Source organism: Amycolatopsis sp. M39 (assembly GCF_001651785.1).
Taxonomy (GTDB): domain Bacteria; phylum Actinomycetota; class Actinomycetes; order Mycobacteriales; family Pseudonocardiaceae; genus Amycolatopsis; species Amycolatopsis rubida.
Window position 1 is genome coordinate 66,865 of sequence record NZ_LWSF01000003.1, and the last position, 20,640, is coordinate 87,504.

Below are 20,640 nucleotides of genomic sequence, written 5' to 3' on the forward strand. Positions count from 1 at the left end.
CTCAGTTCCGCTGCAAATCGCCAGGATGGGTCGCCAGCAACGCGAGCGGCACCCCCTGGCGGCGCAGCACCTGCCCCCACAGATCACGGCTGGGCGGCGCGAGAATGTCGCTGGGCAACGCGGGAACGATCACCCAGTCCTCGCGCTCGATCTCGCCCGCGAGCTGCCCCGAATCCCACCCGGCATAACCCGCGAACACGCGCACGCCCCGCACCTTCGGCACGAGCACCTCGGGATCGCTGTCCAGATCGACCAGCGCGACCGGCCCCCGCACCGCGACGACTCCCGGCACGCTGGAAGCGGTCTCCCCAGTCCGCAACGCGGCGAGACAAAGCGCGGTCTTCTTGTCGACCGGCCCGCCGACGAACACCGACTGCGGCTCCGCGACGTGCGCGCCCCACCCCGGCAGGACGTCGTTCACCGGAACATCGGACGGCCGGTTCAAGACCACCCCGAGCGTGCCCTCCGCCCGATGATCGATCACGAACACCACGGTCCGCTTGAAGTTCGGGTCGAACATCGTGGGTGCGGCGACCAGGAGCGTTCCCGGTTCAACCTCGGCGTCCGCTGGCACGCCACCCATGATCCCATCACCCGCCACGGGAAATCCTCCCGGCACGGGAACACCAGCACCACCCGCCCCGTTGAGAACAGTGAGCCGGCGCACTCGTGTCCCCCGGGCTCACTGAAGAACCGCCTTTGTGGAATACCGGTCCGGCCGGAGCCGCACTGCGCCAAGCCGCCGAGAGGCGAAACGAGTGCGCCGGTGTTCACTCCTCCTGTTCGGTGCCTTCGGCACCTTTCCCCGTCACCGGCGCCATGTTGCCCGGGGGCCGAGCCCCCGGAGCCCCCGCGGTGCCTTTGGTGCGGTTTTCGGGGTGGGTGGGGGCGGAGCCCCCTTTTGGCTTTCGGGGTGGGCGGGGGGCGGAAGCCCCTTTGGTTGGGGAGCTGGTGTTGGTGGAGGTTTGTTGCGTCGGTTCCGTTGTTGGTTCGGCAGGGCAAATCGGCGGCCAGCGACCTGACCTGCACGGGCGCTGGTGGGCGTTGGTTGCTTCGGGCGGCGCTGTTGGCTCGGCGGCCAGCGACCTGGCCCGAACGGGGCGGGTGGGCGTTGGTTGCTTCGGGGCGGCGCTGTTGGCTTGGCGGCCAGCGGCCTGACCTGCACGGGTGCGGGTGGGCGTTGGTTGCTTCGGGGCGCTGCGATTGTCCGGGTCCGCTAGTCAGCAACAACTCACCACATCCGGTGCACTCGCCTGTCGATCTGCGGTCTCGTTGGGGCGCTGTGGTGCGTTCGGGTCTCTTGCGGGTGCAGTTGTCGGCGACTGTGCGGCGGGTGCTGGTGCTCGCCAGTCTGGGGGCGGGCGGTGGCGATCTTGGCGTCGGTCGTCGCGGTGGGGGCTGGAGCAGGCGGGATCGGGTTGTTCTCGCTTGCGTTGCTTGCCGAGGGGATCAGCCGGTTCATCGGGTCTGGGTTGTCTGCTGCCTTGCCGCATGGGGTGAAGCCGTCGGCGGTGGTTTCGGCTAATGCGGTCGCGGCGACGCTCGGGTCGGCGATTGCGGTCGGTGCGCGATCGGGTTGCGAGCGGTGTTCGGGTCCGGGAATGTCGGGTCGGCGGAGACTACGGCGTTCGCGGCGGCAGGGGCGTTGTGGTCGGCGTTTCTCGCGCATCGGTTCGCCAAGGGAGCGCTGGGGCCGGCTGTTGTTGATGAGCCGGCCAATCCGGTGGTGGCGGTTGCGCGGGGGCTTGCTGACGGAGCTCGGCATGCGTGGCGGGCGCCTCGGGTCACGGCTGGGTTTGTGGCGTTGTTCGCGCACCGGGCGGCGTATGGGATTTCGTTGCTGCTCAGTGTTGCTGATGCGCAATTACTTCGCCGACGACGGGATCTTCCGCGCGGGGTTGCCTGGGCTTGGGCAACTGGTCGCTTGTGCGGGGGCGGGCATTCTCGTCGCGGGGTTGGTGACGGCTCGGCTGATTCGGTCGGTTGGGCGGACGCGGGCGGTGTTGGCATCGCTGCTCGTTTCGGCGGTCGCGCAGGCCGCGCTGGGGTTGCCGATGCTGCTGCCGTTGGCGTTGATCGCGTCGTTCCTGATCGTGGGGACCGGGCAGGTCGTGAAGCTGTCCGTTGACTCGTCGGTGCAGCTCGATGTCGCGGACGAGGCTCGGGGGCGGGTCTTCGCGCTGTACGAACGCTGTTCAACATCACCCAGGTGGTGGCGGTCTCGCTCGCGGCGCTCTTCGTCAAGGACAACGAGTACTCGCCTGAGCTCCTGGTGGTCGCGACCGCGCTCTATCTGCTGGGCGGGGCCGGATATCTGCTGGCCCGCCGACGTCCCGGCGATTCGCTGCCGCAAACCGTTGAACCCAAACGGGGGAGTAACTCACCGTCTGGCATTAGGGTGACTTGTGACCCGGTCGAGTTAATCTCGGCACGCGCAACCGACACGGGGGGCCACCGTGAGCACCATCGGCGACGACCGTGCCCGTCTCGACGCCGCTCCAGCTGTCCTGACCTCGCCGGACGGACTCGTCCGCGCGACCGCCGGACCGGCCGGCACGCTCGGGCGGCTCGAATTCGCCCCGGACGCCTTCGAGCGGACGACCCCCGCGCAGCTCGCGTTGACCGTCCAGGCGCTCGTGCAGCACCTGGCCGACGCACCCGAACCGCAGCACAGCTCCTCGATGCCTGCCCCGCGGCCGACCCCGCGCCGCGTCCGTCCGCGCGGAACGGTTCCGCAGAACCGCCGTCGCGGGTCCTGATGTCGTCCGCTCCGGACGAAATGATTCACGTGGAACCAACGGGTACCGGTCAGCGGGTGCTCGTCGAGATCGGTCGGCTGATCAAGGCGCACCGGGCCGATCCGGACGCGCCGGCCGGGATCGGATTCGCCCAGCTCGGCGACCATTTCGAGGTGCAGGCCCGCAATACCGTCGCCAGCACCGAGGTGGTCCAGCGGCTCACCGCGTTGCGCGCCGAGATGTATCAAGCGGGCCGGGGCACCTGGGTTCAGGCGCGCTACGTGCTCACCCCGGACGGCGCGTTCGACTTCGACTACTTCACCGACGATGAGCCCCCGTGGACGACGCCGCCCGATTCGTCCGCTTACCTCGCCGAACTCACCACCTTTCCCCGCGACGACGAGCACCTTCCCGACTGGTGGCGGCTGCACGTCGGACTCCCGCTCGGCGTCGAATTCCGGCACGCCACCTCCGGAACCGGAGAACGGCTGCCGGAGGAAGAACTGCCCCTCGTGTTGCGGTACCTCGAACGCGAGGCTGAGGTCGGCGAACGACACCGCACCGACGGCACCTGGATCTGGCCGGTCGAGGTGGCCGAGCAGCTGCGCGAACACGGGACCGCGCCCGAGCCCGAACTGCTCCAGCACATTCGCGACCTGGGCTTTCACCCGCCGTACGTCGACCATCTGGTGCGCCGCACGGCGGAAGCCGACCTCGCTGGGAAGCCCCGCCCGCGACCGGCCTCGAAGGACCTCCAGCGGACTGCGGGCGACGTCGCCGCGGAGCGGGAGACCAACCCGGACCCAGTCCTGTCCGACACCGACCTCCTGACCCACCTCAGCCACCGGCTCGACTCCTTCGGCATCTGGCCCGACGTCCGCTGCCTCGGCGACCGGGAAGCCGGGAAATGGAGCCTCTACCAGGTCAAAGCCGGTTGGGCAGTCGTCGCACCGGACGGTCGCGAGCAGACCTTCGCCCGCCTCGAAGACGCCGCTCAGCAGCTGCTCGGCGCACTCCTGATGCATCCTGCCCGCGCGACCGGCGGCCGCGAAACTCCGCTGGAAACGGCGCGGGAAGTCGCCGACTGGCCGGTCCAGCCCGCGCCGGGTGACCCTCCCCTCACGCTGCTGCGGAACAAGAGACTCACTCGGTTGGCGGAAGGTACCGTCGTTCTGCGATTCGGCGAAGAACCCGGCAACCTGGTCCACCACCAGGCGGTACGGTTCGCGACGACGTCCCTGCCACTCGAACGGGAGCGCATGACCAGCACTTTTCGCCTCCGAAGATCACTCCAGGTGATCACCGGGGTGACGGTGCCCTGGGCGAACCTTCCCGGGGGCGCGGTGGCGTACGTCTTGCCCAAGCCGATCGCGGAACACGAGTCCGACGGAAGCCTGGAGAGGATCGAGTAGGTGGAAGCGGCGGAAGCGGTGGAGAAGGTCGGGAAGTGGTTGCGCGCCGTGCACGGCCCCGAGGTCTCCGGGCCGGGCGGCCTCCGGGTCGACCGCGACCGCGTGCTGCGGGTCCCCGAGGGCTGGTCGATCCCCTACAACACCGTCGCGTTCCTCGACGACGGCCGTCCGGACAAGGAGCTGTTCCCCGCCCCGTCGGTGCTCGTGCGCGAGCCGGACGGGGAGCTGCGCCAGGCGCACCCGCATCCGGGCGGGCTCAGCACCCCGGTCGCGTACCCGGGCCAGGAGAGCTGGCGCGAGGTCGTCGACCCGGAGTACGCGAAGGCCGGGCTGGGCGAACTCGGCGTGCCGCTGCCCGCGGTCGCGGGCTGGGTGAAGGTCGACAACGACGGCCACCAGACCGGTGACGAACGCGAGAACCCCGAGTACAAGGCCGGTCCGATCCGCCGCGGCTACCCGAAGCCGGAAAACCCGCTGGAAACCCTCCTCGCGTTCGCGAGCGTCGGCTGGCTCTCGCGCGAACAGCTGCTGATCGGCCTGCTGCGCTGCGAAGTCTTCGTGCCGTTCGACCTCAAAACCGGCGCGACCGACCGGTTCTACTTCTCCGAGGAACGCAACGAGCTGCGCGTCTTCAGCGCGACCCGGCATCTGCCCGCCCGCGAGCACGCCTGGTGGCGGGTCGACTTGGCGACACTCGCCGAGTTCGAACACCCGCCGAACCTGGTGATCAACGGCGGTCCGGCGACCTTCGAGGACGTCGCCGGCGCCGAGCTGACCACGATCGCGAAGCGGTTCCCCCGGCAAGAACCGCGGGTCGACGAGAACGGCCGCTGCCCGGAAATCGAAGAAGACCTGGAGAAGTTCGCCGTCGAAACCGCCGCCCGGATCGGGCTGGACAAGCCGGTCGACGTGCCGAAGGCGGCCGCGGAACGCGCGCGGCGGCACGGGTTCGAGCTGACCGCGGACGAATGCCGCAAGACCGTCCTCGGCCGGTCGTGGCTGCGCCGGTTCGACCAGCCCGAGCCGAGCCGCTCGCGACCGAACGACCTGCGCGCCAACGGGCTCGTGCCGTCCTGGGACAACGGCGGCCGGATCGTCCCGAAGCTCGACACGTTCGGCAAGTATCCCGAGATCAGCCTGGAGAACTTCCGTTACGGCTGGCAGCGGGTCACCGGCGCGTGGGTCGGCTTCGCGCTCGGCGAGGCGCTCGGATCGGCCGTCGACCGGATGCGGCTGGACGAGATCGTCTCGACCTACGGTCCAGACGGCGTCCGCGACCTGCCGCTCGCGTTCGACCAGCCGGGCCGGATCGGTTCGATGACGCAGCGGCTGCTTTTCCTGACCGAGGCGGTGATCCGCAGCCCGCACCGCGAACAGCCGGAGTCGCGCGACGTCGAAAAACTGTTCCCCGGCGTGGTCCGCGGCGCGCTGGGCCGCTGGCTGCACACCCAGGGCGCGGCGATCCAGAACGCCGACGGTTTCCTGGTCAAGGTGCCCGAACTGCACGCCCGCCGCGCGATCGACGACGCCGAGCTCAACGCGTACCACGCGCTGGTCACCGGCGATCCGCAGGCCGCGCCGCTGTCGGGTCCGGCCGCGCTGCTCGGCGCGCTGCCCGCGGTGCTGACCGCGGCGGGTCCGGGCACCGGGTTCAGCGGCGGCATCGGACAGGTCGTGCGCGATCTGGCCGGCGTGACGCATCAGCCGGACGACGTGGCCGCCGCGACCTATCTGGCGTGGGTGTTCGAGAAGGCGCTCACGAAGGATTCGTTCAGCTACCCGGTCTGGAACCTGTCCCGCGAGGTCCTCGACGAGCACGACGGCCCGGAGTGGGGACCGGTGCGCGATCTGGTGGCCGAAGCGGTGCCGTTCTTCGGCGAGCACGGCCTGCCGGACCTGCGGATGCCGGAGCTGATCGGCGACGGACACAGCACACTGTCCGTCCTCGGCCGCGCGTTCGCCGCACTGTCCGGTTTCGAGAACTACCCGGAGCAGGCCATGCTGCGCGCGGTGAACCACTCCGGCCGCAGCGCGCTCACCGGCGCGTTGACCGGTGCGCTGCTCGGCGCGCGGGTGGGCGTTCCCGGGCTGCCCCGGAAGTGGGTCGAACAGCTTGAGTTGCATCACCTGATCGAACAGGTGGCGACCGACGCGCTGTGGCATTTCGACCGCCATTCGGCGCGGAACGCCCTCGGCGACGCCTGGGTCCAGCGCTACCCACGGCACTGATCGGTCACCCGAGCAGGTATTTGTGGGCGCATATTCTCCCGTCTCCGGTGACCGATGGTCGGGTCGTGACACGGTCAGATAAGTTCGTTGCGGCTACACGGGGGACTTCGGGGAGGAACCAGACGTGCGGTACCGGGTGGAATCGGGAGAACGCCCAGACGGCCTGTACGCGACGCTCGACGATCGCACTTTCGCGGCACAACGCTCCACCACCGACGGCACGCTGCTGCTGACCGTCGTCGGCGACGAGGAAGCGCCCGAGGGGTTCGACCGCGAGCACGAGGGCAAGCCGGCGCGGGTCGTGCTCGCGAACGAGGTGCCCGCGACGTTCGACCTGCGCACCTACGTCGAGTACGACGACGAGCTGTTCGAGGTCGCGCCGGGCGACCAGGCGAATCTGACCCTGCGCTGGGCGCGGCACGATCCGGTGCGCGCGGCACAGCTCGGGCTCACCGATTTCTCGGTGAGCGTCCCGGGCAAGCAGCTCACCGGGCTGTGGCTGACCCGGCACGACTACGGCGAGCCGAAGGCCGAGACCGAGGGCGGCGACCAGACCCGGATCCTGCGGGGGATCGGCCGCACGCTGCGCCAGGTGCCCGGCGGATGGTCGCGGGTGGCGGCGCAGTTCCGGCAGATCGGCGACTACTCCGAGCTGGAGGTCCGCGCGGTCGGCGACGAGAACGGCCCGGTTTCGGTGGCGCTGCCCGGCACGCCGCAGCTGACCACGCTGTTCTCTCAGTTGCGCGCCGCGATGTACCAGCCGGAGACCGGCACCTGGTTCCAGGGCACCTTCACCCTCGACGCCGATTCGCAGTTCGATTTCGACTTCGACGCCGACCAGGAGCCGGACTGGCGGCTGCCGCCCAACGCCGGCGGCGAGCCCGCCCGCGAGTCCTACCTCGTGGAGCTGACCCGGTTCCCGCGCCCGGACAAGCACCTGCCGGACTGGCTCGGCGCGAAGGCCGGGCTGCCGCTGACCGTCGGGTTCCGCCAGGCGCATCCGGTCGACGCGTACAACGAGGGCGAGCGACCCGTGGTGAACCGCCCGCCGGTGCCGCCGGACCAGGTCCGCGGCGTGCTCGACTACCTGTTCCGCTCGCCCGTCGTGCTGCACCGGCCCGTACCGCAGCCGGACATCTTCGCGCCCGGCGCGCCGCCGGACGTGCCGCAGGCCTTCCACACCGACGGCACCTGGATCTGGCCCGCCGCCGTACCGCACTACCTGCGCAAATACGGGGTCCCGCCGGAGCCGGAGCTGGTCGAGCACATCCGCGCCGCCGGGTTCCGGCCGCCGATCGTGCGCGATCTGGTGCGCGCGACCGCCGAGGCGGACGTGCTCGGCAAACCGCGTCCGGGCCGTACCGAGGCCGACATCCCGGACGACAGTTCGCTCGCCCGCGCGGTCCGCGGCGAGCCGACCCTTGGGCTGCGCGGGGCCGAGACGTTGGCGCTGTTGCAGCAGCGGCTCGTCGAACACGGCGTGCCGTCGTCGGCGTACCGGATCGGCGCGAACGAGGTGCCCGCCGAAGGCGTGTGGACGTTGCGCCGCGCGGAAAACGGCTGGGAGGTGTCGCGTCCGCCCGCGGTGGAACCGGTGGCGTTCGCCAATCTCGCCGACGCGGCCCGGTTCCTCCTCGGCACGCTGCTGATGCTGCCGCCGCAGGCCCCGGACGAATCCGATCAGCCCGCGGACTGGCCGATCCTGCCGATGCGCGGCGAGCCGCCGTTGTCGTTCTTCCGCGGCAAGCGGGTCGTCGCGCTGCCCGCCGGCACGACGGTGGTCCGGTTCGGCCCCGAGGCCGGGAACCTGGTGCACCCGAATGCGGTGCGGTTCCTCGAAACCTCGCTGACGCCGGACCGCGAACGCGACCGGCACGAGTACCGCGTGCAGCGGACGATCCGGGTGCTGACCGGCGTCACCACGCCGTGGGGCCAGCAGCCCGGCGGGGCCACCGCGTACCTGCTGCCGCGGCCGATCGCGCAGCACCTCGAACAGGGAGCGCTATCCCGGCTGTGAAGCCGTGATCAGCACGGCGGGCGCCCACCAGTAGTCCGCCAGCGGTTCCACGGTCACGTCGGCGAACCCGGCAACCGCGAGCTGCCGGGTCCACTGCGCGGCCGGATGCTCCCAGTTCGTCCGCGCCGTCCCGGCGGCGACGCCGAGCAGCACCGGCAGCAGAAATCCTTGCGCCACCAGGGAAGCCTGCTCGCCGTATTCGGCGACGCCGCGTTCGTACCGCCGCACGAGCGATTCCAGATCGGCGGTGTCCGGCACGTCGAATTCGGCCAGCACCAACCGTTCCGTCCGCCCCCGCAACGCACTCAGTACCGCGGCACGGACGGAAGGCTCGATCGACTGCAGCGCGAAGGTCGACTGCGTGAGGTTCCACGTGGAACCGTCCGCGGCGAGAAAGTCCTGCGCGGTCAACGAAAACCGGCGCGCACCAGGAACTTCGACGTCCGCGAGCAGCGCCTCCGACGGCTCCACCAGGTCGATCCGCTCCGGCCGGAACGAGGCCCGCGCCAACGCCGGTTCGATCGCCGACCCGTCGCCGCACCCGAGATCCAGCAACGCGGCCGGACGCCAGGAGTCGTACCGCGCGGCCAGTTCTTCGCTCAACCGCCGGTACAACTCGACGTTCCCGCCACCGCGGATGAACGCCGTGAACGCGGCCGGCTGGTCGTACACCGGAGCGCTCGGACCCGCCGCGAGATACGTCGCCAGCTCAGCACCCAACGGCGTTGCCGCCGCGGCGGCAAGCGCACCTGCCCGCTCGACATCGCCGTCCCGGTACGCCGCCAGCGCTCCGGCCACCCCGCTCACAGCGGCACCCACAACGTCACCCGCGTTCCGCTCCCCGGACTCGATTCGACCAACGACGTCCCGCCGACCTCGGACAACCGCGCGGTGATCGACTCGCTGATACCGAATCCGGCCGGCCGGTCCTGCGGACTGAAGCCGGTGCCGTGATCCCGCGTGATCACCGCGATCCCGCCGTTGCGTTCCTCCACGCGTACCACGACCTTGTCCGTCTCCGCGTGCTTCATCGTGTTGCGCATGGCTTCCCGCACCGCGTCGCGGATCGCGATCTGCCGGACCTCGGACAGCGTGTCGTTGTCCAGCTCGGCGATCACCAGCTGCGCGCGCAGCCCGTCCCGCGCCATCTCCGCGGCCAGCGCCGCGAGCTTCTCGCCGAGCGGCCGCGCGCCCTCCTCGGCTCGCTGCGCGGCGGCGGTCTCGATCGTCTGCCGCAGTTCGATCGCCTGCGCGCGAGCCAGCCGCTGCACCTCGACCAGCCGCTGATCCGAATCCCCTGGACCGCCGAGGGCGATCGCTTCCAGCGTCTGCAGCACCGTGTCGTGCAGCATCCGGTGCTGCCGTGCGCGTTCGGCGAGCCGCCCGTTGCGAATCCCGTACGCCAGCGCCAGCCGGATCCCGAGCCCGAGCAGGATCAGCGCGCCGACCGCGGTGAACAGGACGCCGAACATCGTCGGGTACAGCGACGCGGCCTGCGCGAAATCGAAGGTGCCGTGGTTGAGCAGGTCCGACAGCAACCGCACCGGCAGGCTGAGCGCCGCCAGTCCGATCCCGGACGGGATGCCGACGGCGAGGGTGACCAGGGCAACGCTGCCGAGCAGGTGTTTGTCCGCGACGCCGACCGCGTCGTGGAACACCGCGGGCGACACCGTCGCACCCATGAACAGCTCGAACGCGAGCGTCGCCACGAGGTCGGCCACCAGCAGCCGGCCCGCGAGATCGCTGCGGAACGGGGCCCGGCGCATCATCCAGAACAGGCCGAACGCGCTCAGCGCCACCGAGCACACCGCGACGACCGCGACCGACGCCAGCCCGGCCGACCCGTGCTTGACCGCGTACGACGCGAACGTCGCGGGCACCACCAGCAGCCGGTAGACAAGCGGAACCAGCACCACATACCGGGCCGCACGCAGCAGCAGCCCGTCGCGCTGCCGCTCGTCGACCGGACCGGCCATCCGCGAGATCCGCTGCAAGGCGCGCACCGGGGTCGGATCGCCGATCTCGTCGGTCAGCCCGGTCGTCGCCGTGGCCAGCGCGGGCGTGCCGCGCCGCAGCAGCATGACGAGAAAGCTGGCTCCGCGCCGGTCCCCGTCCTGCTGCCGCGTCATCGATCCCCCTGTTCGGTTCGAGACAGGGAGTATCTCGGCTGCCCGGGCGATGATCCAGGGCCCAAAGGGGGATCGTGGCTCTAATGTGGCGTCGGCTTCGCCGCCGCGGCGGGATCGCCGTTAAGTCCGCGATCCCGCGGTTCAGTTCTGCGGCGGCTGGCCCGAACCGAGGCCCTCCGCCGCCGCCCACTTCTTCAGCTCGGCGACCGCCTCGTCGTGCTCCAGCGGACCGCGGTCGAGGCGCAGCTCCTTGAGGAACTTCCAGGCCTGCCCGACCTGCGGGCCCGGCGGGAGGCCGAGCAGCCGCATGATCTCGTTGCCGTCGAGATCGGGCCGGACCCGGTCGAGGTCCTCCTGCTCCTTGATCCGCGCGATCCGGGCCTCAAGATCGTCGTAGGTCGCCTGCAGCGCGGCCGCCTTGCGCTTGTTGCGCGTGGTCGAATCGGCGCGGACGAGCTTGTGCAGCCGGGTCAGCAGGTCGCCGGCGTCGGTGACGTAGCGGCGGACCGCCGAATCGGTCCACTCGCCGCCGCCGTACCCGTGAAACCGCAGGTGGAGGAACACGAGCTGGGAGACCTGCTCGACGATCTCCTTCGAGTACTTCAGTGCCCGCAAACGTTTGCGGGTCATTCGCGCGCCGACCACCTCGTGGTGGTGGAAGCTCACGCCGCCGCCGGGGGTGAACTCGCGAGTGGCCGGCTTGCCGATGTCGTGCAGCAGCGCGGCCAGCCGCAGCACGAGGTCCGGCCCGCTGGCCGGTTCGTGCGATTTCTCCAGCGCGATCGCCTGCGCGAGCACGGTCAGCGAATGCTGGTAGACGTCCTTGTGCTGATGGTGCTCGTCGATCGCCAGCCGCATACCGGGCAATTCGGGCAGCACCCGGTCGGCCAGCCCGGTGTCGACCAGCAGCTCAAGGCCCGGTTGCGGGTCCGGGGCCAGCATCAGCTTCGACAGCTCGGTCTGGACCCGCTCGGCGGTGATCCGGTCGATCTCCTCGGACATCGACGTCATCGCCTCGACCACGCGCGGCGCGGCGGTGAAACCGAGCTGCGCGGAGAACCGGGCGGCGCGCATCATCCGCAGCGGGTCGTCGGCGAACGACTCCTGCGGCAGCGCCGGGGTGTCGAGCACCTTCAGCCGGAGCGCGTCCATGCCGTCGTGCGGGTCGATGAACGTCTTCCCGACCAGGTCGATCGCCATCGCGTTGACGGTGAAGTCACGGCGCAGCAGGTCGCCCTCGATGGTGTCGCCGAAGGTGACCTCGGGGTTGCGGCCGACGCGGTCGTAGCTGTCCGCGCGGAACGTGGTGATCTCCAGCGTCGTCCCGTTCTTGGTGACGCCGACGGTGCCGAACGCGATGCCGACGTCCCAGACCGCGTCGCCCCACTCGCTCACGATCTGCAGCACCCGGTCCGGGCGCGCGTCGGTGGTGAAGTCGAGGTCGTTCGTCGTCCTGCCGAGCAGCGCGTCGCGCACGCTGCCGCCGACCAGGTACAAGCTGTGGCCGGCGCGGGCGAAGCGCTCGGCCAGCTCATCGGCCAACGGGGACACTCGCATCAGTTCCGTCACCGCGTTCTGCTGGGCGACCAGGTTGTTCACTCGAATCCCACCACGAGAATGGCGCCACCACCGCGGACGCCGCCGGACACGGACACGGAGAGCCAGAGTACCCGGGCGACCGTTTGCTCTAGCATCGCAGCATGTCTGGATCCGCCGGTCGCGCCGGGCCGCCGACGCCGCGCCGGCGGCGACGGCGCCACCGCGGCAGGCGGCTGACCACGGTCGACGAGACCTCGGCGGGCGGACTGGTCGTCGATCCGGAGCGGGAACGCGCGGTGCTGATCGGGCGGCTCGACCGACACGGCAGACTGCTGTGGTCGTTGCCGAAGGGCCACATCGAGGACGGGGAGACGGTGGAGCAGACCGCGGTGCGCGAGGTGAAGGAGGAAACCGGCATCTCCGCGCGCGTGCTGCACCCGCTGGGCACCATCGACTACTGGTTCGTCGCGCAGCAGCGCCGGGTGCACAAGACCGTGCACCATTTCCTGCTCGAAGCCACCGGCGGCGAGCTGTCGGACGAGGACGTCGAGGTGACCGAGGTCGCCTGGGTCCCGCTGGCCGAGCTGGAGACCACCCTCGCCTACGCGGACGAGCGCAAGCTGGTTCGCGGGGCAGCAGAACTTTTCGCGCCCGACGAGCGCGGCTGAGAGGGAGCACCCGAGTGAAGCGGCCCGCCGCCTTCTTGCTGTCTTTGCTGATCGCCGCCGCCACCGCGCTGTTCGGTGCGCCGGCGGGCGCGCAGGAGAATCCGTCCCCGGAACCGGCCCGGCTGCGGCTTGACCTCGGCCAGCTGAACCCGCGCGTGATCACCAGCTCGGACCAGGCGCTCACGGTGACCGGGACGGTGACCAACACCGGATCCCGGCGGATCGTCAAGCCGATGGCCCGGCTGCAGATCGGCGAACGCCTCGCCAGCCCGCGCGCGATGGATTCGGTGCTGGCCGGGAACCCGGTGCAGGACAGCCCGCTCACCGAGTTCACCTCGCTCGCCGAGGAACTGGAGCCGGGCCAGAGTGCCCGGCTGGCCATCACCGTGCCGCTCGCCGGAGCACGCGGCGCGGCGCTCCGGCCGGGTGTGTACCCGCTGCTGGTGAACGTGAACGGCACCCCGGAGTACGGCGGTCCGGCCCGGCTCGCCGCGGTGAGCTTGCTCATGCCGGTGCTGTCGACGCCGGGGCACACGAGCAACCAGGCGACGCAGCGGCATGCGAAACTGGCCGTGCTGTGGCCGGTCACCGACAGCACCCCGCACATCCAGTCCGCCCCGTTCGGCGTGCCGATGACGCTCACCGATGATTCGCTCGCCGACGAGCTGAGCCCGGGCGGACGGCTGTATTCGCTGGTCTCGGCGGCGCGAGCGGCGCAGGAGACCAATCCGAAGGTCGGCGGCTCGCTGTGTTTCGCCCTCGATCCGGACCTGCTGCGCACCGTGGACGCGATGCGAAACGGCTACCGGGTCAGCGGCGGGGCGGCGGGCAAGGGCGCGGACGCCGCGACGAACTGGCTGGCGGCGCTGCGTGCGCTGGTCACCGGCCGATGCGTGATCCCGCTGCCGTTCGCCGACGCCGACCTCACGACGCTGGGCAAGATCCGCGGCGCCGAGGGCAACCCTGATGCCAGCCTCATGACCACGGCGTTGAACGGCACCGCGACGATCCGTCAGGTGCTCGGCGTCGAGTCGAAGAGCGGGGTGCTGTGGCCGGGCGGGACGCCGGACGAGAAGGCATTGTCGGCGATTTCGTCGGGCGGCTTCCAGACCGTGCTCACCGACAGCGGCAAGCTGCGGGCGGGCGGTGACGACGAAACCGTCACCGGCGCGGCGACCCTGTCCGACGGCCTGCGCGCGCAGCCGACCAACTCGATGGCCACCGCCGGTCTCACCGGATTCACCCCGAGCCCGCAAACGCCGACCACCTACAGCGGAGCGTCGCAGCGCGCGGTCTCGACGCAGAACGGTCTCGCCGCAGTCGCCTTCGAAGCCGGGCTCGGCCGTACCGAAGGAGCTACCGGCGGGCCTCTTCTCGTCGCTCCGCCGCGGCGCTGGGACGCCACCACCGACGAGCTGAACGCCTTCCTGTCCGGGCTCGGCAAGCTCACCAACGCGGGGGTGACGGCCGGTTCGACGCTCGACGACCTGCTGGGGAGCACCCCCGAAGGCAGCGCTTCGCTGGCCGCGGACACCCGCTCGGACGGCGGCGCGGCGGTCGCCAGCCAGCTGTCCGGCCTCGACCAGGACGCCACCGGCCTGGTCTCGGCGATGCAGATCGACCCGCGCAACCAGGTCGAACCGAAGGCCATCGTCGGGCCGGTGCGCGACGCACTGGTCCGCGGAAGCTCGACCGCGTTCGGCCCGCCGGCGGTGGCGTCCGCCTCGGCGAACGCCACCGCGGAGCTCGCCGCGATCCGCGACCAGGTGACCGTCGAACAGCCGAAGCAAACGATTGCGCTCGCGTCCGGATCCTCGCCGCTGCCGGTGTACGTGCACAACGACCTGCCGGTCGGCGTCACCGCGCAGATCGCGCTCAGGAACAACATGGGCGTCCGGCCGGAACAAGCGGACAAGAACCTGCTCTTCCCGGCGAAGGGCGGGCAGACCAAGTACGTGCAGATCGAGGCGCTGCGGGCCGGGCGCCTGTCGGTCGATGTGTCCTTGACCACCCCATCGGGCACGGATCTCGGCGCGACCGCGCGGTTCGAGCTGACCTCGACCGAATACGGCCCGATCACCATTATCGTCACCGTCGTCGCTGGTTGCGCGCTGCTGCTGCTGGCGTCCCGGCGGATCTACCGGCGGATCAAGGAAAGCCGCGGCGGCACGCCCTGACATCCGAAGGGGCCGGGTGCTCGCGCCCGTTCCCGATTACCCTGGGTCGGCGCTGCCACAATGGCAGGGGCAAGGGGACCGCCGAGGATTGGGCACGCGTTGGACAAAGAGCCGGGTCAACCACCCGAGCGTGCGGGTCGTCCTCGGCGGGACGGCGCGACGCCGAGGCGGAGCGACCAGCCTCGCCGCGCGGTGCGGGACGCCCGTCGCCAGCCTCCGCCGCCGCCGGCCGCCGACCGCAGGCAGCCGCCGCCGGGCGGCACCCGCCGGATGCCGTTGCCCGACGAACGTCCGCCAGCCGAACGTCCGCCCGCCGACCGGGCGCCTTCCGACCGAGCCCAGCCGCGCCGGATCGACCCGCGCGGCGGTGATCACCGGGATCCTCGCGAACCTCGGGACCGCGCGCCGCGCCGGGTCCCGCCGCCACCGCCGAACGGCCAGCGTCCGGCCCCGACCAGGGCCGCCATGCCGCCAGTGCGCAGGCCGCCCCCGCCGAGGCAGTCCGGGCCGCCTTCCGGTCCGCAGCAACTCCCGCCCTCCGGCCCGCAGCCGATCCCGCCGAACCAGCCGCCGAACCGCGGCCAGCTTCCGCAACCGACCCCGCCGCCCGCGAACGTGCCGGGCCCGCAGCCGCCGGTGCATCGCGGCCGCGGCCCGCGTCCCGGCGCGCCGATCCGGCCGTGGCAGGAAGAAGCGATGCGGGACCCGGACGCCACCCGGTTCATCCCGCGCACCGCGGGCGTCCCGCTGGCGGCCCCCTCGCGCTGGCCGACCGCCGACCCGGACGTGCTGCGCCCGTACGACGCGCTGGCCACCCAGGTCATGCCGCGGATCAAGGACGCGCCGCTCGCGCGTCCGGCCGAGGCTCCCGAACAGCCGAAGGACGAGGGTCCGTCGGTCGCCAAGGCATCCGGCCGGATGGCGATCGCGTCGCTGATCAGCCGGATCACCGGCTTCCTGTGGAAGGTGCTGCTGGTCGCGGCGATCGGTTCCGGGGTCGCGACCGACTCGTTCAACGTCGCGAACACGATGCCGAACATCATCTTCGAACTGCTGCTCGGCGGCGTGCTCACCAGTGTGGTGGTGCCGCTGCTGGTGCGTTCGCAAGACGATCCGGACCACGGCCAGGCCTACGCGCAACGGCTGCTGACCACCGGCGTCACCGTGCTGTTCATCGGCACCGTGATCGCGGTGCTCGCGGCACCGGCGTTCACCTCGCTCTACATCGACTCGTCCGGGCAGGCGAGCGCGGGCCTGACCACGGCGTTCGCCTACCTGCTGCTGCCGGAGATCTTCTTCTACGGCGTGTTCGCGCTGGTCTCGGCGATGCTGAACGCCAAGCACGTGTTCGGGCCGACCGCGTGGGCCCCGGTGATCAACAACCTGGTGGTCATCTTCACCATCCTCGTGGTGTGGCTGATGCCCGGTTCGATCGACACCGGCAATCCGTCGATCACCGATCCGAAGGTGCTCACCCTCGGCCTCGGCGTCACCGGCGGCATCGCCGCGCAGGCGCTCATGCTGATCCCGCCGCTGCTGCGCTCGGGCTTCCGCCCGCGCTGGCGCTGGGGCCTGGACAGCCGGATGAAGGAGTTCGGCGGGCTGGCCCTGTGGGTCGTCGGCTATGTCGCGGTCAGCCAGGTCGGCCTCACGATCACCACCCGCGTGCTCACCAAGGGCACCTCGGGCGGGGTCACCGCCTACAACTACGCGTGGCTGCTGTTCCAGCTGCCCTACGGCGTGCTCGGGGTCTCGCTGCTGACCGCGATCATGCCGCGGCTGAGCCGCGCTGCCGCCGACGGCGACACGAAGAAGCTGGTCAGCGACCTGTCGTATGCCTCGCGGATCTCGACGGTGACCCTCGTGCCGATCTCCGCGGTGATGACGATCGTCGGCACCTCGATGGGCGTCGCGCTGTTCGCGATGGGCAAGGGCACGCTGGAAGACGCCCAGCGGATGGGCCAGGCGCTGGCGATCACGGCGTTCGCGCTGCTGCCGTACGCGCTGGTGATGCTCCAGATGCGGGTGTTCTACGCGATGAAGGACGCCCGCACGCCGACGTTGATCATGATCGTGATGACCGTGGTCAAGGTGCCGCTGCTGTTCCTGTGCCCGGTGCTGCTGAACCCGGAGAACGTCGTGCTCGGCGTCATGATGGTGAACGCGCTGACTTACGTGATCGGCGCGATGCTCGGCCAGGTGTGGCTGTGGGTGACGCTCGGCAACCTGCGCAGCAAGCGGGTGATCGGGGTGATCCTGTTCACGGTCGTGGCGAGTGTCCTCGGGGTCGGCGCCGCGTGGGTCGTCGGGCTGATCGTGCCCTCGTCCCTCAGCCCGGTTCCGCACGCCTGGATCAAGCTCGTCCTGCAAGGAGTCGTCGGGATCGTGGTCTCGTTCGGGGTGCTCATGGCGCTGAAGGTCGAGGAGCTGAAGCCCGTAACATCGAGGTTCACCCGATTGATCAAGCGCGGGTAACGATTGATTCACGACTCACGACGCTTCTACGGCTGATGATCCGGGTACCCTCGGTGCCGGGAGCGAAGCGGGAGAGAGCGTGGACACGAGACGAAGCGAGCAGGCGGGGGACGCCGCGGGCATTCGCGCCCGGGGCGGATCGCTCGCGCCCGGACGCGTCGTAGGGGACGGCCGGTACCGCCTGCTTGCCCAGTTCGGGGTAGACGAGCGGGCCGCCGCGCACCTGTGGCGCGCGCGGGACGGGCAGCTCAAACGGGACGTCGCACTGACGCTGCTGGTCGGCGATCCGGCCGATCCGGAGGCGGCGCGGCAGGCGAGGCGCACCCTGGAACGGGCCGCGCACGCGTCGAAGTTCGGGCACGGCGGCGTCGCCAGGGTGCTGGACGTGCTCAGCCTCGGCAGCGGGGTCACCTCCAGCGAGGGGCTGCTCGGCGTCGTGGTGGCGGAGTGGACCAAGGGCAGCGACCTGGTGGACCTGGTCGCGCAGCGCCCGGTGGCCCCGGCCGCGGCCGCGCGGATGGTGCAGGCGCTCGCCGAAGCGGTCGACCATGCCCACCAGAACGGTCTCGTCCTCGGCCTCGACCACCCGCAGCGGCTACGGCTCACGCCGGGCGGCGCGCTCAAACTCGCCTTCCCCGGCCCGCTGCCGGAAGCCACTCTCCGCGACGACGTCAAGGCGCTCGGCGCGGTGCTGTATCTGCTGCTCACCGGACGCTGGGCGCTGCCGGGCGGACCGCCCGCGATTGCCGCGGCCCCGCTCACGCCGCAGGGGCACGTGGTGCCACCGCGGTCGCTGGTGCCCGCGGTGCCACCGGAGCTGTCCTCGCTGGCCGTGCGCACGATCGAGGACGGCGGCAGCGGCGGGATCCGCACCAGCTCGGCCATTCTTCGCGTGCTCGGCCAGGTCGCCGAGCAGGAGGAACGCACCCAGCTGATCAACGCGGTCGGCAAGGACGAGGCGGCGGCGGAGACCGACGGCACGATCTGGACCACGAAGAAGCCGGTGAAGGACGTCGCGCGGCGGCGGAAGCTGGCCTTCGGCGTCACCGTGCTGGTGGTCGCCACCGTGGTGATCCTCGCGTGGGGCGGGCTGATGCTGATCAACCTGTTCCAGGGCGACGGCAAGCCGACCGGTCCCGCGATCAACGTCGCGGCACCGCCCAGCTCGGCCCCGGCCAACCCGGGCAACCAGGCCCCACCGCCGTCGAACCAGCCGCCGGCCGGCCCGAAGATCGGCGACCCGGTGGCCCCGAAGTCGGCGTCGGTCTACAACCCGCAGGGCTCCGGCGACAACCCGGGCCGGGCGAAGAACACGATCGACGGAGATCCGGGAACGGTCTGGAAGACCGACCAGTACCAGCAGCAGCTGCCCGCGCTGAAGCCCGGCGTCGGCATCGCGGTCTCGTTCGACAACCCGGTGAACCTCGCGCAGGTGAAAATCAGCGCGAACAGCCCGGGCACGAAGGTCGAGATCCGGTCGGCGGACAGCAAGAATCCGCAGCTCGACGACACCAAGGTGGTCGGGAGCGGCGACCTGAACGGGCCGGACACCACGATCACCCTGCAGCAGCCGACGCAAAGCCAGTACTTCATCGTCTGGATCACCCAGCTGGGCGACAACGGCGGCGACGGCTTCCTGACCCAGATCGGAGNTCGGAGAGCTGAGCTTCCTGCCTGCGGCGTGAGCTGCGAGCACGACTCAGTAGGCTCTGCCGGGTGACGGCTGCAGCTCCCACGGATGCGGATCTGATCGCGGCACACGCCGCGGGCGATCCGCATGCGTTCAGTGAACTGGTCCGGCGGCATCGAGACCGCATGTGGGCGGTAGCGCTGCGCACGCTGCGCGATCCGGAAGAGGCGGCGGACGCGCTGCAGGAGGCGTTCATCTCGGCCTTCCGCGCGGCGGGCAAGTTCCGCGCGGAGTCGCAGGTCACGACGTGGCTGCACCGGATCGTGGTGAACGCGTGCCTCGACCGGATCCGGCGGAAGCAGGCCCGGCCGACGGTGCCGCTGCCCGAGACCGGCGAGTACAACGAACCGGCCGCGCCCGGCGATTCGATGGCCGAGAAGGAAACCAGCCTGCTGGTCCGCAAGGCGCTCGACGAGCTGCCCGAAGACCAGCGCGCGCCGATCCTGCTCGTCGACGTCGAGGGCTATTCGGTGGCCGAGACCGCGAAAATGCTCGGCATCGCCGAGGGCACGGTCAAGAGCCGGTGCGCGCGCGGGCGGGGGAAACTCGCGAAGGTTCTCGGGCATCTGCGGAACCCGGACGGGGGTGGCGACGTCCCAACTAACGAAAGCAAACGCAAGCACGCCACTTCGGAGGAGTCCCGGAGTGCCGGGCGAGCCCAGCGCTCGCCGGGGAACGGGGAGGGACGATGACGGACGAGAGCCGGGGGGCAGGCGGAACCATCGGACCGCCCTGGTCTGTCGACCTGCTCGCCGACCTCCACGCCGGGGTCCTCGACGACCAGGAGGCAGCGCAGCTGTGGCCGCGGGTGAACGCGGATCCGGAGGCGCGCGCGATCATCGAGGCGCTTGAGGCGACCACCGCCGATCTGTCCGCGCTCGCCGCGGCACCGGCCCCGCCGATGCCCGCCGAGTTCGCGGCCAGGCTCGACGCCGCGCTCGCCGCGGAGTCGGCGGCCCGGCAGGAGGCGACGTTTCCGGCGGCCGCACCGGAGTCCGCTGAGCCGCCGGTCGCGCCGGTGGTGGACCTGTCGGCGGCGCGGAAACGGCGGAACCGGCAGCTCGGCTGGGGCGCCGGGATCCTGACCGCCGCCGCGGCCGCGGCGGTAGCGATCACCCTGACAGTTCCCGGTGCGACCAAGACGGACACGTCCGGCGTCGCCGCTCCCGCACCGTCCGCGGTCGGCGGCCCGTCCGTCGGAAGCGACGGCAGCGGTGCGGAAGCGCTGCTGGGCGGCGGTCTCGGCGTGCGGAACTACGGCCCGTTGCAGGACTCGAAACGCTTCGACGCGTGCGTCGCCGCGGCAGGCATGGATCCGGCGGTGCGGCCGGAAGGCGTGCGACCGGTGACCGTCGAGGGCAAGCCGGGCGTGGTGGCGATTTACACCACCGGCAAGCTCGCGCAGTTCCGGCTGGTCGCCTTCGGCGCGGACTGCGGGCCGGGGAACCCGGACAAGCTGTTCGACAAGGTGGTCGGCAAGAAGTAGCGCCCGGACGTAGCGGGCGTCACCGCCGGGAACACCTCCACCTACGATCGTGTTGAGCCTGGAGCACAGGTCATGACGAG

Annotated in this window: 14 protein-coding genes and 1 pseudogene; 11 read left to right on the forward strand and 4 right to left on the reverse strand. The window is 71.0% G+C overall.

Annotation, left to right across the window (positions count from 1 at the left end):
- Position 1: 1 nt before the first annotated feature.
- Complete coding sequence (locus A4R44_RS09120; protein WP_037809108.1) at positions 2-583, reverse strand: YqgE/AlgH family protein; 582 nt, start codon at positions 581-583, stop codon at positions 2-4.
- Positions 584-1,327: 744 nt separating this feature from the next.
- On the opposite strand from A4R44_RS09120, the pseudogene A4R44_RS45435 reads away from it, so the two are divergent.
- From A4R44_RS45435 to A4R44_RS09140, 5 genes and pseudogenes are all read left to right on the forward strand, one after another.
- Positions 1,328-2,332, forward strand: a pseudogene (locus A4R44_RS45435) (MFS transporter); the annotation flags it as partial.
- 124 nt (positions 2,333-2,456) lie between these two features.
- Complete coding sequence (locus A4R44_RS09125) at positions 2,457-2,759, forward strand: hypothetical protein (protein WP_067578276.1); 303 nt, start codon at positions 2,457-2,459, stop codon at positions 2,757-2,759.
- A 20-nt stretch (positions 2,760-2,779) separates the two neighbouring features.
- A complete protein-coding gene (locus A4R44_RS09130) occupies positions 2,780-4,150 on the forward strand; it encodes a TNT domain-containing protein (RefSeq protein ID WP_067578713.1) in 1,371 nt (456 codons plus the stop codon).
- The gene (locus A4R44_RS09135) at positions 4,151-6,379 is read left to right on the forward strand and encodes an ADP-ribosylglycohydrolase family protein (RefSeq protein WP_067578279.1); all 2,229 of its coding nucleotides are present in this window, start codon (positions 4,151-4,153) and stop codon (positions 6,377-6,379) included.
- 124 nt (positions 6,380-6,503) lie between these two features.
- Positions 6,504-8,396, forward strand: a complete 1,893-nt coding sequence (locus tag A4R44_RS09140; RefSeq protein ID WP_067578281.1) for a TNT domain-containing protein — start codon at positions 6,504-6,506, stop codon at positions 8,394-8,396.
- Here A4R44_RS09140 and A4R44_RS09145 read toward each other — a convergent pair.
- The 3 genes from A4R44_RS09145 to A4R44_RS09155 all read right to left on the reverse strand — a co-directional run bounded on the left by A4R44_RS09145 (position 8,382) and on the right by A4R44_RS09155 (position 12,124).
- Positions 8,382-9,215, reverse strand: coding sequence for a hypothetical protein (locus A4R44_RS09145; protein ID WP_067578283.1), 834 nt, complete (start codon positions 9,213-9,215; stop codon positions 8,382-8,384). The genes A4R44_RS09140 and A4R44_RS09145 overlap by 15 nt on opposite strands.
- Positions 9,200-10,525, reverse strand: a complete 1,326-nt coding sequence (locus A4R44_RS09150) for a sensor histidine kinase (RefSeq protein WP_067578285.1) — start codon at positions 10,523-10,525, stop codon at positions 9,200-9,202. The genes A4R44_RS09145 and A4R44_RS09150 overlap by 16 nt, the downstream gene beginning before the upstream one ends.
- 141 nt (positions 10,526-10,666) lie before the next feature.
- The gene (locus A4R44_RS09155) at positions 10,667-12,124 is read right to left on the reverse strand and encodes a CCA tRNA nucleotidyltransferase (protein ID WP_067578287.1); all 1,458 of its coding nucleotides are present in this window, start codon (positions 12,122-12,124) and stop codon (positions 10,667-10,669) included.
- Between the two features lie 101 nt (positions 12,125-12,225).
- On the opposite strand from A4R44_RS09155, the gene A4R44_RS09160 reads away from it, so the two are divergent.
- The 6 genes from A4R44_RS09160 to A4R44_RS09185 all read left to right on the forward strand — a co-directional run bounded on the left by A4R44_RS09160 (position 12,226) and on the right by A4R44_RS09185 (position 20,560).
- Positions 12,226-12,732, forward strand: a complete 507-nt coding sequence (locus A4R44_RS09160; RefSeq protein WP_009085315.1) for an NUDIX hydrolase — start codon at positions 12,226-12,228, stop codon at positions 12,730-12,732.
- 14 nt (positions 12,733-12,746) lie between these two features.
- On the forward strand, positions 12,747-14,909 hold the full coding sequence (locus tag A4R44_RS09165; RefSeq protein ID WP_067578289.1) for a DUF6049 family protein: 2,163 nt from the start codon (positions 12,747-12,749) through the stop codon (positions 14,907-14,909).
- A gap of 696 nt (positions 14,910-15,605) precedes the next feature.
- Positions 15,606-17,384, forward strand: coding sequence for a murein biosynthesis integral membrane protein MurJ (murJ, locus tag A4R44_RS09170; RefSeq protein ID WP_161269300.1), 1,779 nt, complete (start codon positions 15,606-15,608; stop codon positions 17,382-17,384).
- 79 nt (positions 17,385-17,463) lie between these two features.
- Entirely contained in the window at positions 17,464-19,104 is a 1,641-nt protein-coding gene (locus A4R44_RS09175) for a hypothetical protein (RefSeq protein ID WP_369805859.1), read from the forward strand.
- Positions 19,101-19,766, forward strand: a complete 666-nt coding sequence (sigM, locus tag A4R44_RS09180) for an RNA polymerase sigma factor SigM (RefSeq protein ID WP_067578291.1) — start codon at positions 19,101-19,103, stop codon at positions 19,764-19,766. Before A4R44_RS09175 ends, sigM begins: the two co-directional genes overlap by 4 nt.
- A complete protein-coding gene (locus tag A4R44_RS09185) occupies positions 19,763-20,560 on the forward strand; it encodes a hypothetical protein (protein WP_067578292.1) in 798 nt (265 codons plus the stop codon). Before sigM ends, A4R44_RS09185 begins: the two co-directional genes overlap by 4 nt.
- The last annotated feature ends 80 nt before the right edge of the window (positions 20,561-20,640 follow it).

What these genes read in the sequence shown, in the direction of transcription:
- A4R44_RS09185 (WP_067578292.1), top strand. Translation starts at nt 19,763, where the DNA reads ATGACGGACGAGAGCCGGGGGGCAGGCGGAACCATCGGACCGCCCTGG.
- A4R44_RS09130 (WP_067578713.1), top strand. Translation starts at nt 2,780, where the DNA reads ATGATTCACGTGGAACCAACGGGTACCGGTCAGCGGGTGCTCGTCGAG.
- A4R44_RS09120 (WP_037809108.1), bottom strand. Translation starts at nt 583, where the DNA reads ATGGGTGGCGTGCCAGCGGACGCCGAGGTTGAACCGGGAACGCTCCTG.
- A4R44_RS09150 (WP_067578285.1), bottom strand. Translation starts at nt 10,525, where the DNA reads ATGACGCGGCAGCAGGACGGGGACCGGCGCGGAGCCAGCTTTCTCGTC.
- A4R44_RS09160 (WP_009085315.1), top strand. Translation starts at nt 12,226, where the DNA reads ATGTCTGGATCCGCCGGTCGCGCCGGGCCGCCGACGCCGCGCCGGCGG.
- murJ (WP_161269300.1), top strand. Translation starts at nt 15,606, where the DNA reads ATGCGGGACCCGGACGCCACCCGGTTCATCCCGCGCACCGCGGGCGTC.